General features: G+C 67.1%; 9 protein-coding genes and 2 CRISPR repeat arrays. All 9 genes read left to right on the top strand.

The features are described 5' to 3' along the window. The first annotated feature begins 729 nt into the window (after nt 1–729). The 9 genes from cas3 (at nt 730) to OG804_RS14715 (ending at nt 15838) form a co-directional block, all read left to right on the top strand. Nucleotides 730–3549 (top strand): CRISPR-associated helicase Cas3', encoded by a 2820-nt coding sequence (cas3, locus tag OG804_RS14755; protein ID WP_328397855.1) that lies wholly within the window; start codon nt 730–732, stop codon nt 3547–3549. A 197-nt stretch (nt 3550–3746) separates the two neighbouring features. Continuing rightward, entirely contained in the window at nt 3747–5384 is a 1638-nt protein-coding gene (casA, locus tag OG804_RS14750; RefSeq protein ID WP_328397853.1) for a type I-E CRISPR-associated protein Cse1/CasA, read from the top strand. A 4-nt stretch (nt 5385–5388) separates the two neighbouring features. Beyond that, complete coding sequence (gene casB, locus OG804_RS14745) at nt 5389–5952, top strand: type I-E CRISPR-associated protein Cse2/CasB (RefSeq protein WP_328397850.1); 564 nt, start codon at nt 5389–5391, stop codon at nt 5950–5952. Nucleotides 5953–6001: 49 nt separating this feature from the next. After that, complete coding sequence (gene cas7e / locus OG804_RS14740) at nt 6002–7135, top strand: type I-E CRISPR-associated protein Cas7/Cse4/CasC (protein WP_328397848.1); 1134 nt, start codon at nt 6002–6004, stop codon at nt 7133–7135. Beyond that, the gene (cas5e, locus tag OG804_RS14735; protein ID WP_328397846.1) at nt 7132–7938 is read left to right on the top strand and encodes a type I-E CRISPR-associated protein Cas5/CasD; all 807 of its coding nucleotides are present in this window, start codon (nt 7132–7134) and stop codon (nt 7936–7938) included. The genes cas7e and cas5e overlap by 4 nt, the downstream gene beginning before the upstream one ends. Nucleotides 7939–7948: 10 nt before the next feature. Next, nucleotides 7949–8731: a type I-E CRISPR-associated protein Cas6/Cse3/CasE gene (cas6e, locus tag OG804_RS14730; RefSeq protein ID WP_328397844.1), complete on the top strand. Its 783-nt coding sequence runs from the start codon at nt 7949–7951 to the stop codon at nt 8729–8731. Between the two features lies 1 nt (nt 8732). Beyond that, complete coding sequence (gene cas1e, locus OG804_RS14725) at nt 8733–9737, top strand: type I-E CRISPR-associated endonuclease Cas1e (protein ID WP_328397842.1); 1005 nt, start codon at nt 8733–8735, stop codon at nt 9735–9737. A gap of 4 nt (nt 9738–9741) precedes the next feature. Continuing rightward, complete coding sequence (cas2e, locus tag OG804_RS14720) at nt 9742–10149, top strand: type I-E CRISPR-associated endoribonuclease Cas2e (protein ID WP_328397840.1); 408 nt, start codon at nt 9742–9744, stop codon at nt 10147–10149. 6 nt (nt 10150–10155) lie between these two features. Beyond that, nucleotides 10156–13422: a CRISPR direct-repeat array (repeat unit 28 nt; unit sequence GTCGGCCCCGCACGCGCGGGGATGGTCC). Between the two features lie 154 nt (nt 13423–13576). Then, nucleotides 13577–14046: a CRISPR direct-repeat array (repeat unit 28 nt; unit sequence GTCGGCCCCGCACGCGCGGGGATGGTCC). A 565-nt stretch (nt 14047–14611) separates the two neighbouring features. Beyond that, nucleotides 14612–15838 (top strand): cysteine desulfurase family protein, encoded by a 1227-nt coding sequence (locus tag OG804_RS14715; RefSeq protein WP_328397838.1) that lies wholly within the window; start codon nt 14612–14614, stop codon nt 15836–15838. Nucleotides 15839–15841: the final 3 nt, after the last annotated feature.

The raw sequence follows: 15841 nt of genomic DNA, 5'->3' as shown, positions 1-15841 counted from the left end.
CGGGGCCGGCACGAGCAGGCGGGTCTTCGCTTCGCCCGCGTGCGGACCATCCCCGCGCGTGCGGGGCCGGCTCGCGTATCTGTCAGGGGAAGTGGCAGACATGAGGACCATCCCCGCGCGTGCGGGGCCGGCTCGCAGAACTCAGCGGAGTCGCTGCAAAAACGAGGACCATCCCCGCGCGTGCGAGGCCGGCGCCCCAAAGGGGCGGTTCCGTTTCCACCCCCAGGGACCATCCCCGCGCGTGCGGGGCCGGCCATCCGCCAGTAGTTGGCCAGGTGATCGGTGGCGGACCATCCCCGCGCGTGCGGGGCCGGCTGGACGGGTCACCCGTTCGTGCTGCTGATCGACGGACCATCCCCGCGCGTGCGGGGCCGGCTGCCGATCAAGTCGACCCCGGCCGCGACCGGGCGGACCATCCCCGCGCGTGCGGGGCCGGCACTTCCTGAACTGGCCATTTTCGTGCTGGGTGGCTGTTTTTCATTCACTTCGCTGGGACTGTGGATAGATGGTTGCTGGAACGCTCTGCAGAGGGTGCATATGGTTCTTCATAGCACCACATGTTGATCTTGGTTCGCTAAAGGGTTCCGGAGTCCAGTGCTATTCCGTGACCGGCGGCACGGCGCGGTAGCGACGAAATCAGCTGTCGGTGACTGATGTTCGGGGCATAGGGGTGCGACCGGCGTTGTGTCAGCCGCTGTTTGTGTCGGTGGGTCTTTTTATGGTGGCGCCATGACTGTGGATGGGGACGTGAGGTCGGCTGGGTGCCCGGACTTGGCTGGCTCCGAAGAAGCATGGTTGGGCGCTATTTGGGGGAAGTCTGCTGGTCGTGCTGGTGGCACGGTGAATCTGTTGCTTTCGCATCTGCTGGATACGGCAGCTGTTGCAGAGTTGATCTGGGATAGATACTTGGCGGAGTCGGTCCGTCATCAAGTGTCACTGGTTGCCGGCGGTGTTGATGCGGGTCGGCGGTTGTTCGTATGGCTATGTGGTGTGCACGATCTGGGCAAGGCGACGCCTGCGTTTCAGTCCGTGGACCGTCACGGTGCCGCTGCGGTCCGCAGCGTTGGGCTCGGTTGGGATGAGCGCGCGGTCAAAGCAAGACGGTGGAGGCACGAGAATGCCGGGGCGAGGGTGCTGGAGGACCTGCTTCAGGAGGCCGGGTGGGGTGCTGAGCAACGAGACTGGTTGTGGCCGTTGGTAGCCGGGCACCACGGGCAGTTTCCGTCGCTGGGGGAATTGGGGCCGGGTTGGCGTCGTGAGCTTGAGTTGCGGGGTACAGGTGATTGGCCGAAGGCTCAGCGAGCGTTGCTAGCGGTGTATACCCGGGCGCTGGGGTGTGGCGAGCTTTCTGATCTGGAGCCGCGGGGTGTGCCGTCGCGAGCGCTGCAGTTGGCATTGAGCGGGTTCATCATAATGGCCGATTGGATCGCGAGTGGGGAGCACTTCCCGGGCCTTGATCGTTTGGACCAGGTCAGCGTCAAAGGGGCACGCGCGAGAGCTGAGAAGGCATGGGAAGCAATCGGCCTGGCTCGCGGATGGGGCCGGATTCCGGAGCCTTCGGCCGACGATTTCGAGTCGCGATTCGGTGCTCTACCGCGAGCGTCACAGCGTGTGGCGATCGAGTGTGCGGCGCGGATGGCGCGTCCTGGGTTGATGATCGTGGAGGCGCCTATGGGGGAAGGTAAGACGCGGACGGCGTTGCTGTGTGCGGAGGTGCTGGCGGCGCGGTTCGGGTTCGACGGGGTGTTCGTGGGGATGCCTACCCAGGCGACCAGTGACCCGATGTTCACGCAGGTGCGAGCGTGGGTGGCGAAGGTGGACGCCAATGCTGCGGGCGGGGTTGCGTTGCTGCACGGCAAGCGTCGCTTCAACGCGGAGTGGCAAGGGCTCGTCGAGTCCGCTCAGGGTGGGGATGCGGAGTTCGCGAGTGTGGGCGAGGACGAATTCGGGCTCGATGACCCCTATGGCTGTGCGGAGTTCGACCCGTGCACGTGGGAGAGGCCCGTTCGAACGGTGCCGGCCGAATGGTTCCTCGGAGCGAAACGAGGATTGCTGGCACCCTTCGTGGTCGGCACGATCGATCAATTGTTGCTGGCGGCGACGCGGACCAAGCATGTGATGCTACGGACGGCCGGGTTGGCAGGGAAGGTCGTCATTCTCGACGAGGTGCATGCGGCCGACGTGTACATGTCGGAGTTCCTCGTGGAGGGGCTGCGTTGGCTCGGCCAGGCCGGAGTTCCGGTCATCCTGTTGTCGGCTACGTTGCCGACGCAGCAACGCAAGCGGCTGCTCAGCGCCTACCTGGCTGGGGCCCGCGGCGCCGAGGAACTCGAGCCGATCGTGGTCGAGGCGGAACCGGGGTATCCGAGGGTGACCACGGCGTGGGCGGACACTTCGGGTAGCCCGGTGGTCGAGCAGGCCGCCGCACCGGCCTGGCGGGCCGCATCCCTGCGGGTCAACGTCCAGGTGCTTGAGGAAGGAAGGTCGATCACCGAGCTGCTGAGCGATCGCCTGTCCGAGGGTGGTTGCGTGCTGATCATCCGCAACACGGTCGACCGGGCCCAGCAGGTCTACGAGGAGCTGACGTCTGTGTTCGGGTCTGCAGTGCGGCTGCTGCACGCGCGGATGCACATCCGCGAGCGCGCCACGGTGACCGAGGAATGTCTCTCTGTCCTGGGCCCGAAAAAAGATGGGGTGCAACGACCTCTGTCCATCGTGGTCGCCACACAGATCGCGGAACAATCGTTCGACGTGGACGCTGACCTGCTGATCACCGATCTGGCGCCGATGGACTTATTGCTGCAACGGATCGGACGCATGCACCGCCATGACGGAGTCATCCGTCCCCCGGGGCTGTGTGAGCCGACCGTGATAGTCACCGGCTTCACTCCCCGCGGAGACGGTCCGCCGCAGTTCGACGGTGGCAGCGAAGCGATCTATGGGCGATACCCACTACTGTGCAGCGCGGCAGCAGTTCTGCAGGCCGCAGGAGAAGGATGGAAGGTTCCTGCCCAGGTCCCCGAGCTGGTAGCCGCCGCCTACGACGGGCAGGTGACGACCCCTCAAGCCTGGGTATCCGAAGTCGCGGACGCGTCGCAGTCATGGATCGCCGATCAACAGAAGCGGGCCGACACGGCGGCACAGTTCGTGCTGACCCGGCTCGGCGAGCACGAGTACCCGACGTTGGAGGGCCTGCACCGCGGGGAGTACGTCAAGGACGATGACGTCCGCGTCCGTGACGGCGAGGAATCGATCGAAGTGATCCTGGTACGGCAGGACGACCACGGTTACCGCGCCGAGAACGGGCGCCGGCTCGGGCCGAACGGTGAGGTCGGTGCCGAGGTTCTCGACGACGTTCTCGGCGGGACACTTCGGCTGCCGACGCGACTTACCCGATCCGGAATGGAGTCGCTGAGAACGCTGGACGGCTGGCGGGATCACCCATGGCTGCGCTACAGCCGTGCACTGGTCCTCGACCGCGACAGCCGGGCGACGGTCGGCGAGGCCAGGGTTCGTTACAAAGAAAAACTCGGCCTACGTGTCGAGTGACGCGGTGAGTACGGAAAGTACGTCACCGCGCCATTCCCCGCCGCTGCGGGGCCGACTGGGAGCCCAAACACTGTTCTGGACCATACCTGCCGGAACAAACCGGCAGGTATGGCTCGAGTTTTCCATACCGCCGGACAGACGAGTGAAGTACTCTCCGAAAGACCCTAAACATTGTTCATTATCGAATGGATGAGAGCGTGAACGAAGGCGACTTGATTCGGGTAGTTCCGCTGTTGCCCTGCAGGTTCGACGACGGTTCTGTCGAGGCGCTTCCGGTGTGGCGCGCGTTGGTGAACAGCCATCGGATCGTCAGCATCGATGTGGAGGTGCCGACAATGCTGCCGGCGATCTTGCGTCAACTGCTGCTGCCGATCGTGCTGCATGCGCTCGGGTCGCCGCGCTCTCGACAAGAGTGGGGGCAGCGATTCGACCGCGGATGCTTCGACGCCGCGGAGGTCGAGGCGCTCGACGCATATCTGGTCGAGTATGACGAACGGTTCGACGTACTGCATCCGGTGCATCCGTTCGGCCAGGTCGCTGGTCTTCGGACGAAGAAAGGTGAAACCAAGGGGGCCGCGTTGCTGGTGGCCACAGCGCCCTCAGGTAACAACGTCCCGTTGTTCGCGACACGGACCGAGGCCGACGCCCTGCCGTTGTCGCTCGATGCCGCCGTGCGCTGGATGCTCCATACGCAATGCTGGGACACCGCGGCCATCAAAACCGGTGTAATCGGTGACCCGAATGCTGATAAAACGGGCAAAACGTCGGGCAACCCCACGGGCCCGCTGGGGCAGCTGGGTGTGGTGATGCCGGTCGGGCGAACCCTCTACGACACTTTACTTCTGAACACCCCGATCGGTATTCAGAAGCGACTGGGCACCCCGCACTGGGCGAAAGATCCTCTCGGTCCGCAGTGGAAGATTCGCGCCCCGGAGAGCGTGCTGGACCTGTGGACGTGGCAGTCACGGCGGATCCGGCTGATGGCCGAGTCCACCCAGGACGGTCTCGTTGTCTCACGAGTGGTGGTGTCCGCGGGGGACCGGTTCAGTGTTGGTGTGCCGGTATGGGAAACCCATACCGCGTGGCGGAAGGACAAGCCCGATAAACGGACCGGTGCCGCTCCGCTACGTCCGTTGCGGCACACGGCGGGCAAGGCGGCCTGGCGTGGACTGGACGCGCTGCTGGCCCTGGAGAAGGAGAACGGCGCGGCGCAGACCAGTGAGCTGATCGATCAGATCGCAGGTTTGGACGCCGAGGGCATCATCGATGTCGACTATCCGCTGCAGGTAGAGACTTTCGGCATCGTGTACGGCAACCAGTCCGCGGTGATCGAGGAACTGATCCATGACGTCGTGTCTGTGCCTGTGGCATCCCTGCGAGGTAAGGGGCTCGCCTACGAGGTGGTCATAGACGCCGCGATGCAGGCCGAACAGCTGGTCAACGCGATCAACCACCTCTCTGCCGATCTGCGCCGATCCGTGGGCGCCGACCCGATCCCGTGGAACAAGGGGATGCGGCCGGGAGAGCAGCTACTCACTGCCCTCGATCCACTGGTCCGGCGACTCCTGGCAGGCGTAACGGCGGACTCCCGTGATGAGGACAAACTCACCCGCGGACGCGAGGCATGGGAGCTGATGGCCTTCGACGCGGTTCATCGTTGCGCTGCACCGCTGTTCGCCCTCCCCGCAGCCGCGTTCAACGGCCGCAGCGAGAAATCGGGCAGCAAGGAACACCACTACAAACTCGGACTGGCGGCGAACCGGTTTCACACCTCGGTCAACGACACCCTCGGCCGAGCATCCGCTCTGCGCAAACGGCCGCACGAGGAGGAATAGACATATGGCTCAGAAATATTGGAACAGGTTCAACCGCGAAGGCACCGCAAGGCAGGAGCTGCCGCCGGGCGAACATCTTGCCGCGTTGCGGTCAGGCCTCGGCCGTGAAACGCTGACAGTTCCCAAGATGTGGCCGTTCTACACCATCGCGCCCGACGACAACGAAAAGCAGGAACGCTTTGGCGGCGTGACTGCCGACCAGCACGCCGAACATGCCGCACTGGCGTTGTTCGGGTTGCATCAACAGTCCCAGAAGACCCTGATGCACGTTCCTGGCGTCGGACTCGGCTTCGCCCTGCGGGTCTTGCGTGGTCACGAGAAGTACAGCTCCGACGCAGTGGACCGCCGTGTATCCGCAATGGTGAGTTCGACTTCGGTGTCGACGCTGACCTACCAGTTACGCGGGCTGGTCACGCAACTCCGCGATATCAAACAAGGGCTGGACTACGACCGACTGCTCCGCGACCTCGACGATTGGCACTGGCCTGACGGGCGGCAGCGCGTCCGAAAAGCCTGGGCACGGGGCTATCAACGATGGGAAAAGCCCGCCGAGTCCACCACCGGCTGACCGAGACACCTCTGCCGCACATCAACTCAGACCAAAGGACGCACCTGACATGGCTCAGCACGTACGCATCGATATACACATTCTGCAGACTGTTCCGCCGGCCAACCTCAATCGCGACGACCAGGGAAACCCGAAGGAAGCCGTCTACGGCGGCGTCCGTCGTTCCCGCGTGTCCTCGCAAGCCTGGAAGCGGGCAGCACGGATGCGATTCGAAGACCGTGTCCCCAAGCAAGACCTCGGGACCCGCACTCGCAAGGTCGCAGCCGAACTGGCCAAACGGCTCAAGGAACGTGCCTCTCTCGACGCGGAGACCGCAGCACGCCTCGGCACTGCCGTTCTTGCCCCGGTCGGCATCGCCGCGGGGAAGAAAGCAGGCAACACCGCCTACCTGCTGTTCGTCGGCAACCGCCAACTCGATGCAGTGGTCGACCTGGTCGCCGGTCGAGCAGACGAACTCGCGGCGCTCGACGACCAAGCGCTCGAGAAGGCCATGAAGGACCTGCCGGTCGCCGACCAGTTCACTCAGAACCACCCCATAGACGTCGCTCTGTTTGGACGCATGGTCGCCGATATTCCCGCCCTCAACGTCGACGCTGCAGCCCAGGTGGCACATGCCATCTCCACACACGCGGTTGAAGCCGAGTTCGACTACTACACCGCCGTCGACGATGCGAACGAGAACGATGCCGACCCTGCCGCGGGGATGATCGGCTCGATCGGCTTCAACTCCGCCACCCTCTACCGGTACGCCAGCATCGGACTCGACCAGCTACACCACAACCTCGGCGAACCAGACGCGGTGCTCGAAGCGATCGACATCTTCGTCGACAGCTTCGCCCGCTCCATGCCCACCGGCTACGGCAACTCCTTCGCCCACCGCACCCTGCCCTCCCTGGTCGCGGTCGTGGTCCGGGAGGACCAACCCGTCAACCTCGTCTCGGCATTCGAGAATCCGATCTCCGCACCTCGAGGCGGCATCGCCGAACGCTCCGCCCGCGCGCTGGCCGAAGAACAGCGACGCAGCATCGAAATGTGGGGCGACAAACCCGCTCACGCCGCGTTCGCGCACGCCTTCGGCCCCGAAACCGAGAAAGACCTGGAAACCGCCTTCGGTGCCGCGGTAACAATCACCGAACTCCGCCAAGGACTGCTCGAACAGTTGCGCGGATACCTGAGCCGATGACCGCATCCACCGACACCTCGATCCTGCTGCTCCGCTTGGCCGCACCTCTCCAGTCCTGGGGCGAGAACAGTAAATTCAACCGCCGCGAAACCCGGACCGAACCGACAAAATCCGGAGTCGTCGGCCTCCTCGCCGCAGCACTCGGCCTCGAGCGCGGCGCCGATCTCAGCACCCTGACCGGACTCGCCATGGGAGTACGCACCGACCAGCCCGGCACCTTGCTCCGCGACTTCCACACCGTCTCCGACTACCGCGGACAGCCGCTGAAACAAAGCGGAGTCAACGCGAAAGGGAACCAACGGCCCACCACACCAGCGAAATACACCCACGTCACGCACCGCTACTATCTACAAGACGCTGCGTTCCTGGTCGGGCTCGCCGGTCCACCCGATACCGTCCGCGAACTGGCTGCGGCGGTCAAGCGGCCGGCCTTCCCACTGGCACTCGGACGGCGTAGCTGCCCGCCCACCCAACCGATCCTGGCAGGCACACCCACCTCGGAACTGCTCACCGCACTGTCCTCGCACCCATGGCAGGCCAGCACAGCAGCCCGCGCCGGCCACCTGCGCGGCACCAAACCAGCTTTCGTGCATCTGCCGGTCACCATCGACGATCCCGCTGGCGGCGAAACCCGCCAGGATGTGCCCGTTTCCTTCGGCCTTCGCGATCGCAGGTATATGCAGCGCCGTGTGCGACACACCACCGTGCAGATCCCGACCGGATTCCCCGAGCCCGACGCCGCCGAGACCGGTAGCAGCGTGCCACCGGTCGGCCACGATCCGTTCTCCCTCCTGGACTGGTGAAAGGCGCCCCATGACCTACCTCTCACGCATCCGCATCAACCCACTGCGGGCGCAGAGCCGGAAACTGCTCGCCAACCCCCGCGCTATGCACAGCGCCGTCCTGCACGGAGTCCCCGGCGACGCCACCGGTGAGCGCATCCTGTGGCGACTGGACACCGACAATCCACACCGACCGTTGCTGTACGCGCTGACTCAGACAAAGCCCGACTGGTCCCACCTGATCGAAAATGCGGGCTGGCCCGGAGCCGACGGTGAACACGCCGACATCGCCGATTACCGTCCCCTTCTGGACAAGCTCGACCGCGGACACCACTACGCCTTCCGGGTCACCGCAAGCCCAGTACAGAACACCAAAACCCCGCTGAAAAGCACAGCAGCCCAGGTTGCCCGGGTCGAAGCCGGAACGCAAAAGCCTGAAGCGCAGCGACCCCGGCCGAGGTCGCTGCGGCTCGGCCACCGGACAGCGGCGGCGCAACTGTCCTGGTTTCTGGATCGGACACAGAAGTGGGGGTTCCGGATCCCCTCCACCGAGTTCGAACCGCAGCTGCCTGGAATCGAGCTGGACGAGTCCGCGCCCGAAATCCTGATCAGCGCGCGTCAACGACTGAATTTCGGGCACCCCGATCGAGACAACATGGGAAGGTCTCGGGTCACAATCCACACCGCTACCTTCGAGGGCCACCTGGAGATCACCGACCGCGAGCGGTTCACCGCCACCCTCCTCGCCGGTATCGGACCTTCCAAAGCATATGGATGTGGGCTGCTCACTCTCGCACCGATTCCATCGGCCTGATATGCCCGACATCTGGTGGAAAGCCCACCCCCACGATCTGCACCGACTCCAAGACCGCATATCCACGGTCTACGTCGAACGATCCCATATCGACCGCGACGAGAACGCCGTGGTGGTGATCAACAAGAAGGAAACCGTTCGTGTCCCCGCAGCGCTGGTCGCGGCCATGCTGCTGGGACCCGGCACCCGCATCACCCATGCCGCCGCGGCACTCCTCGCCGATTCGGGCACCACAATCTGCTGGATCGGGCAACAAGGAGTACGCATGTACGCCGCAGGGATCGGCCCGTCCCGCGGCGCCGGACTCCTGATGCAGCAGGCACACCTGGTAACCCGGCCCAAAGAACGGCTGAAAGTCGCCCGCGCCATGTATTCGATGCGGTTCCCCGGCGAAACCGTCAGCGACCTGACCATGCAGCAGCTCCGCGGCCGCGAAGGAACTCGCATCCGACGCATCTATCGCGAGCACGCCTCGCGAACCGGCATCACCTGGCAAGGCCGCAAATACATCGCCGGCGACGCCCACGCCACCGGCGACGACCTCAACCGTGTTCTCTCCGCCGCGAACGCCGCCCTCTACGGAATCTGCCACGCCGTCATCGTCGGTCTCGGAGCCAGCCCCGGTCTCGGATTCGTCCACACCGGATCGGCGATGTCGTTCGTCCTCGACATCGCCGACCTGTACAAGGCCGAATACACCATCCCCCTCGCATTCGACCTCATCGCTGACGAACTCACCGAAGAACGCGACGCCCGACTGGGACTCCGCGACCTCATTGCCGAGCGACAACTGCTTCCACGGGTCGTCAACGACGTCCGAACACTGCTCGACGCCACCGGGGCCGAGGATGATCCCTCCGGACCGCAATTGTGGGATGAGAAAGTCGGCGCCGTCGAGGGCGGCACCAACTGGGCAGACAAAGAAGCCGACCTCATGCAACCCAGTTTTGGCGACCAGCAGATCACCATCATCGGACCCGAACTCGAAACCCCGGTCGAATGGTGAACCTGTGACAGTCATCGTCCTCATCGCGGTCGCGCCAGGCCTTCGTGGCCATCTCACCCGATGGATGGTCGAAGTAAATGCCGGTGTCTTCGTCGGCAAACCCAGCCGACGTGTACGAGAACGCCTCTGGGAACTACTCGCCGACCGGGTCCGCGTCGGCCAGGCCGTCATGATCGAACCCTCCAACAACGAACAAGGCTGGGCCGTCCGCACTGCCGGCCGCGACCGCTGGCGCCCTACCGACTTCGACGGACTACTCCTCTCTGCCCGCCCGAGAACACCCACCGCGCCCCGGAAAGACTCCCTCCAAGACCCAACAGAACCAGGATCCAGGCCAGGCCACGCAGCTGACAGCAGCGCGCTGACCGAAGTGAATGAAAAAGGCGCGACTGGCGAACAAACACGCAGGTAAAGAAGTGTCGGCCCCGCACGCGCGGGGATGGTCCTCCGCCGGCGCTTTCATGGATCGCTGCGATTTCGTCGGCCCCGCACGCGCGGGGATGGTCCCCGATCCATCGGCTTGAGCACGAACCCGTCCATGTCGGCCCCGCACGCGCGGGGATGGTCCGGCCGAGCGATGAGGCTTCCACTAGATCATCCTGTCGGCCCCGCACGCGCGGGGATGGTCCGACCGGCGGCTCACGGTGAAGACCGACGAGTCGGTCGGCCCCGCACGCGCGGGGATGGTCCCTGCTCGGTGAGGTCAAGCGCTGGCAGTGGTGGCGTCGGCCCCGCACGCGCGGGGATGGTCCACCGTGTCGGCCCGTTCGTCATTGCCCCTCCGGGTCGGCCCCGCACGCGCGGGGATGGTCCCCGTCGAAACCACCCGCGCCGGTCGTGAACCCGGTCGGCCCCGCACGCGCGGGGATGGTCCCCGCGTAATCGACCCACTGTTCCTTAACCGCGGGTCGGCCCCGCACGCGCGGGGATGGTCCGAGGTCTTTCATCACCTCGCCCGCGCTGTCGCTGTCGGCCCCGCACGCGCGGGGATGGTCCCGCGGAGTGAAATAGCAGACAGCCTGGCCATTGGTCGGCCCCGCACGCGCGGGGATGGTCCTTCCGCACCGTTCACACCTGCCGCGATTGCGGCGTCGGCCCCGCACGCGCGGGGATGGTCCTGCGGCGCACCGCCGCGATCCTAACGGGCACAGGTCGGCCCCGCACGCGCGGGGATGGTCCTGAGTACCTGTTGGCCCCGATCCAGGGCCTGGGGGTCGGCCCCGCACGCGCGGGGATGGTCCACGGCATGGGTTCTGCACAACACCCTCTCGACGGTCGGCCCCGCACGCGCGGGGATGGTCCGACCAGGCCACCGACGAAGAGATCGCGGCCGAAGTCGGCCCCGCACGCGCGGGGATGGTCCCTGTGTCGCATGTGGCACGGAGCTCCCTACGACGTCGGCCCCGCACGCGCGGGGATGGTCCGAGGCCCGCGGCCGCAACCGCGCACGCAGCGCGGTCGGCCCCGCACGCGCGGGGATGGTCCCTGGCTGCGGATCTCGCGGCGCAGGCGGGGCGGGTCGGCCCCGCACGCGCGGGGATGGTCCGAGGCCCGCGGCCGCAACCGCGCACGCAGCGCGGTCGGCCCCGCACGCGCGGGGATGGTCCCTGGCTGCGGATCTCGCGGCGCAGGCGGGGCGGGTCGGCCCCGCACGCGCGGGGATGGTCCGCGAAGATGGTCGGTTCGGCGCTGGTCGGGTTCGTCGGCCCCGCACGCGCGGGGATGGTCCTACGCGGCGCTTCTGCTGCTGCGCCTGCTGTCTGTCGGCCCCGCACGCGCGGGGATGGTCCCTTCTGACCCTGCCCGGTCTCCGACAGGGTGACGTCGGCCCCGCACGCGCGGGGATGGTCCGGGCTGCGGATGGGAACCGATCGCCAACGGGATGTCGGCCCCGCACGCGCGGGGATGGTCCGCTCATCGATCTCGACATCGATCCCTACGGCATGTCGGCCCCGCACGCGCGGGGATGGTCCGCTCGCAGCGTTCGTGTTCGCGATCACCGTAGCGTCGGCCCCGCACGCGCGGGGATGGTCCGCGGGGTGCTCGGGGCAGCGGGGCCGCTCAGGCGTCGGCCCCGCACGCGCGGGGATGGTCCTTGAACTCCGGCTGCCCGGGCGGTGGCCACTAGGTCGGCCCCGCACGCGCGGGGATGGTCCGAAGCTCCCGCACCTGCGGAACAACTGGGGCATGTCGGCCCCGCACGCGCGGGGATGGTCCGCTGATCATGCCCAGGTTGTGGCCGTTACCGATGTCGGCCCCGCACGCGCGGGGATGGTCCTGACCGACGATGCGATAGCTACGCGGGTGTCTCGTCGGCCCCGCACGCGCGGGGATGGTCCACCCGGGTGATCGCACTGAACTCCGCCCATGTGGTCGGCCCCGCACGCGCGGGGATGGTCCCCGGTCTTGACCGACCCGCAGGCCCCGCCGCTGGTCGGCCCCGCACGCGCGGGGATGGTCCCACCGCCGGCGGCTGGTCCTACATCGAGGACCCGTCGGCCCCGCACGCGCGGGGATGGTCCTGGTCATGTGCCCCGACCAGGCCAGGCCAGGCCAGCGCGTCGGCCCCGCACGCGCGGGGATGGTCCGCTCGCCGGCGGCCACCACGACGAACCGGAGGAGTCGGCCCCGCACGCGCGGGGATGGTCCTGTGGCGGCGTTCCACAGCACCATTGCCGCGCCGTCGGCCCCGCACGCGCGGGGATGGTCCGCCGCGACCCGGACGGGGTCTCACCCTTGGCCGGTCGGCCCCGCACGCGCGGGGATGGTCCCTGTGGCTGGAGTACCCGACCGATCCCCCGTTCGTCGGCCCCGCACGCGCGGGGATGGTCCTCCTGATCGGGTGCCGGACCGTCCGATTGCCCGGTCGGCCCCGCACGCGCGGGGATGGTCCCACGATGGGGCTTCGGTCCATAGATGAAGTACTGGCGGCCCCGCACGCGCGGGGATGGTCCCGTGCCCTTGCGATCGCCCAGCAGTTTCAGCAGGTCGGCCCCGCACGCGCGGGGATGGTCCTCGGCGCAGGACACGACCACACAGACGCAGAGGGTCGGCCCCGCACGCGCGGGGATGGTCCTTGACCGTTCAACAGGTCTTTGGCGCCCCTCCGGTCGGCCCCGCACGCGCGGGGATGGTCCGCGACAGCGACGGTATCGCCACGATGACCCGCTGTCGGCCCCGCACGCGCGGGGATGGTCCCGCTGCTGCTCTGCACACTCGCTCTAGGCCGGCGTCAGCCCCGCACGCGCGGGGATGGTCGGTCCGGATCGGCGGTCAGGTTGCCGGTCACGGTGTCGGCCCCGCACGCGCGGGGATGGTCCTTTCAACCGCTCCGATGGAGCGTTGGGCGCGAAGTCGGCCCCGCACGCGCGGGGATGGTCCAATGAGCCTGAGGGAGTTTCCGGACACGCTCGTGTCGGCCCCGCACGCGCGGGATGGTCCCACAGGTGAGAGCGCCAGCTCTCGGACGAGTGCGTCGGCCCCGCACGCGCGGGGATGGTCCGGTCGGTGAACTGCTCTACCGGCGGCGCGAGCTGTCGGCCCCGCACGCGCGGGGATGGTCCTGACTTGGAGTGTTCTTCTTCGTCGAGTCCGATGTCGGCCCCGCACGCGCAGGGATGGTCCAGCCTCCCAGGTGACGCCAGGGTTCCCGAGGTGGTCGGCCCCGCACGCGCGGGGATGGTCCTCCGTTCGTGCTCACCGGCGGCGGCGGCCGCACGTCGGCCCCGCACGCACCGGGGATGGTCCACGCTGGACACGTGCCCACACGATTCGCAACTGGTCGGCCCCGCACGCGCGGGATGGTCCAACCACCGGCAAGGACAACCACGACCAGGCCGTGTCGGCCCCGCACGCGCGGGGATGGTCCGGACGGCGAGAAGCGGTCCGTGGTGGAGCTGGAGTCGGCCCCGCACGCGCGGGGATGGTCCGGCCGAGGATCGGGTGCCGGACGAGGAGACGGCGTCGGCCCCGTACGCGCGGGGATGGTCCACCCGAGTAGACCAGCATCGCGCCGAGCAGGATGTCGGCCCGGCACGCGCGGGGATGGTCCTCGGTCGGCGCCGGGCATCTTGTCGTCGTGCACGTCGGCCCCGCACGGGCGGGGATGGTCCTACCGATCCGAACAAGATGGAAGTACGGCCTGGTGTCGGCCCCGCACGGGCGGGGATGGTCCGCGGCACCGGTGCGACGGCTGCGGCCTGAGCTCGTCGGCCCCGCACGCGCGGGGATGGTCCCAGCATTGGATCGTCTTCTACCGGCGGACCAGGTTCGCGGAAGGTAGTCGGCCCCGCACGCGCGGGGAGGGTCCGACATCGGTGACACGTGACTATTCGGCGAACCTACCGCAACGAGACGACTCCGTGTATGGACCTCGAACGACCATGAGGACTACCAGCGGCGGAGGCCCGCCCGGGTCTCTGGCGCCTGTGCCAAGCTCATTCACTCCTTGGTCTGTTCGGCCCGGTCCAAACCCACGGCGGCATCCGTCCAGGGTGGAATCAGAACAGGGCCAGGACGCCCCGTGGGCACCGGTCATATAAACCCCGGCAGTGCCCCCCGGGTATTCCGCGTGGCGTGGTGTGCGGAGTGACAGACGCCATTTCCCTTCCACCAGCGGGATGGGAAACCCCACTTGGTCAGTCGGCTCCAACTTCGCTGCTCCCGGGGTGGGCCCATCTGGCCCGACGGCACAGTCTGTGGCGTTCAAGGCCACGGTTATGCCGGCGCCATCTCTGTCATCCGGGCAAGTAAATCCAGGAATGTCGGTGGTGCCTGCACTGTTATGAATCGTGTGGAATTTGTAGAAAAATTGTAGAAAGAGGGGGGAGACCCCAAAGATGCCCAGGTCAACGGTGGGATAGGCTTTGTCGGTCATGAAGTCGTCTTTCCCGGGTGCTGTCAGCGGTGTGCCCACTACGGTCTACCTCGATCATGCGGCGACCACACCGATGCTGCCCGCCGCGATCGAGGCGATGAACGCTGTCTTCGCGCAGGTCGGAAACGCGTCCTCACTGCACGGATCGGGCCGGGCGGCCCGGCGCGGGCTGGAGGAGGCGCGGGAATCGATCGCCGCGGATCTGGGCGCTCGACCGTCGGAAGTAATCCTGACCTCCGGTGGAACGGAAAGCGACAACCTCGCGGTCAAGGGCATCTATTGGGCGCGCCGCGACGCCGACACCCGCTGTACCCGGATCCTGGCGGGCGCCACCGAGCACCACGCGGTGCTCGACGCCGTGGAATGGCTGGAACGGCACGAAGGGGCCCGGGTCACCTGGCTGCCGGTGGACGCCGACGGAATCGTTGCTCCCGAGACACTGCGCGCCGAACTGGCCGAGGGCGCCGATGAGGTCGCGCTGGTCACCGTGATGTGGGCGAACAACGAGGTCGGCGCGATCCAGCCGATCCGGGAACTGGCCGCGATCGCGCAGGCGGCCGGGGTGCCGATGCACAGCGACGCGGTGCAGGCGGCCGGGCAGCTACCCATCGATTTCGATGCCTGCGGGCTGGCCGCGGCGAGTTTCACCGGCCACAAACTGGGCGGGCCGCACGGGGTCGGGGTGTTGCTGCTCGGACGGCAGGTGCCCTGCGTACCGCTGCTGCACGGCGGGGGGCATGAACGCGATCTGCGGTCGGGGACCTCGGATGTGGCGGCTGTGGCCGGGCTGGCCGCCGCGCTCCGGGAGACCGTGGTGGAGATGCCCGCCCGGTCCGGGGCGATGACCGCGCTGCGCGACGAGCTGATCTCGGGTGTGCGCCGGGCGATCCCGGAGGCGATCCTCAACGGCCCGTACGACGAACGGCGGCTGCCGGGCAACGTCCATTTCACCTTCCCGGGGTGTGAAGGCGATTCCCTGCTGATGCTGCTGGACGCCGCGGGAATCGAATGTTCGACCGGTTCGGCGTGCACCGCTGGGGTGGCCTCGCCGAGTCATGTGCTCATCGCCATGGGGGTCGGGTCCCGGGAAGCACGCGGTTCGCTGCGGTTTTCCCTTGGACATACCTCCCGGCATTCCGATATCAATGCTCTGCTGGATGTATTGCCGCAAGTGGTGGAACGAGCCAGGGCCGCGGGTCTGGCCGGTGCGAGAGGAGGTGCGTAGCGT

Origin of the sequence: Nocardia sp. NBC_00416 (assembly GCF_036032445.1) — a bacterium.
Classification (GTDB): Bacteria; Actinomycetota; Actinomycetes; order Mycobacteriales; family Mycobacteriaceae; genus Nocardia.
The sequence above is the reverse complement of the archived record's forward strand: the minus strand, read 5'-3'. Positions and strand labels throughout refer to the sequence as shown.

What these genes read in the sequence shown, in the direction of transcription:
- cas7e (WP_328397848.1), top strand. Translation starts at nt 6,002, where the DNA reads ATGGCTCAGCACGTACGCATCGATATACACATTCTGCAGACTGTTCCG.
- cas6e (WP_328397844.1), top strand. Translation starts at nt 7,949, where the DNA reads ATGACCTACCTCTCACGCATCCGCATCAACCCACTGCGGGCGCAGAGC.
- cas1e (WP_328397842.1), top strand. Translation starts at nt 8,733, where the DNA reads ATGCCCGACATCTGGTGGAAAGCCCACCCCCACGATCTGCACCGACTC.
- casB (WP_328397850.1), top strand. Translation starts at nt 5,389, where the DNA reads ATGGCTCAGAAATATTGGAACAGGTTCAACCGCGAAGGCACCGCAAGG.
- cas3 (WP_328397855.1), top strand. Translation starts at nt 730, where the DNA reads ATGACTGTGGATGGGGACGTGAGGTCGGCTGGGTGCCCGGACTTGGCT.
- cas5e (WP_328397846.1), top strand. Translation starts at nt 7,132, where the DNA reads ATGACCGCATCCACCGACACCTCGATCCTGCTGCTCCGCTTGGCCGCA.
- OG804_RS14715 (WP_328397838.1), top strand. Translation starts at nt 14,612, where the DNA reads ATGAAGTCGTCTTTCCCGGGTGCTGTCAGCGGTGTGCCCACTACGGTC.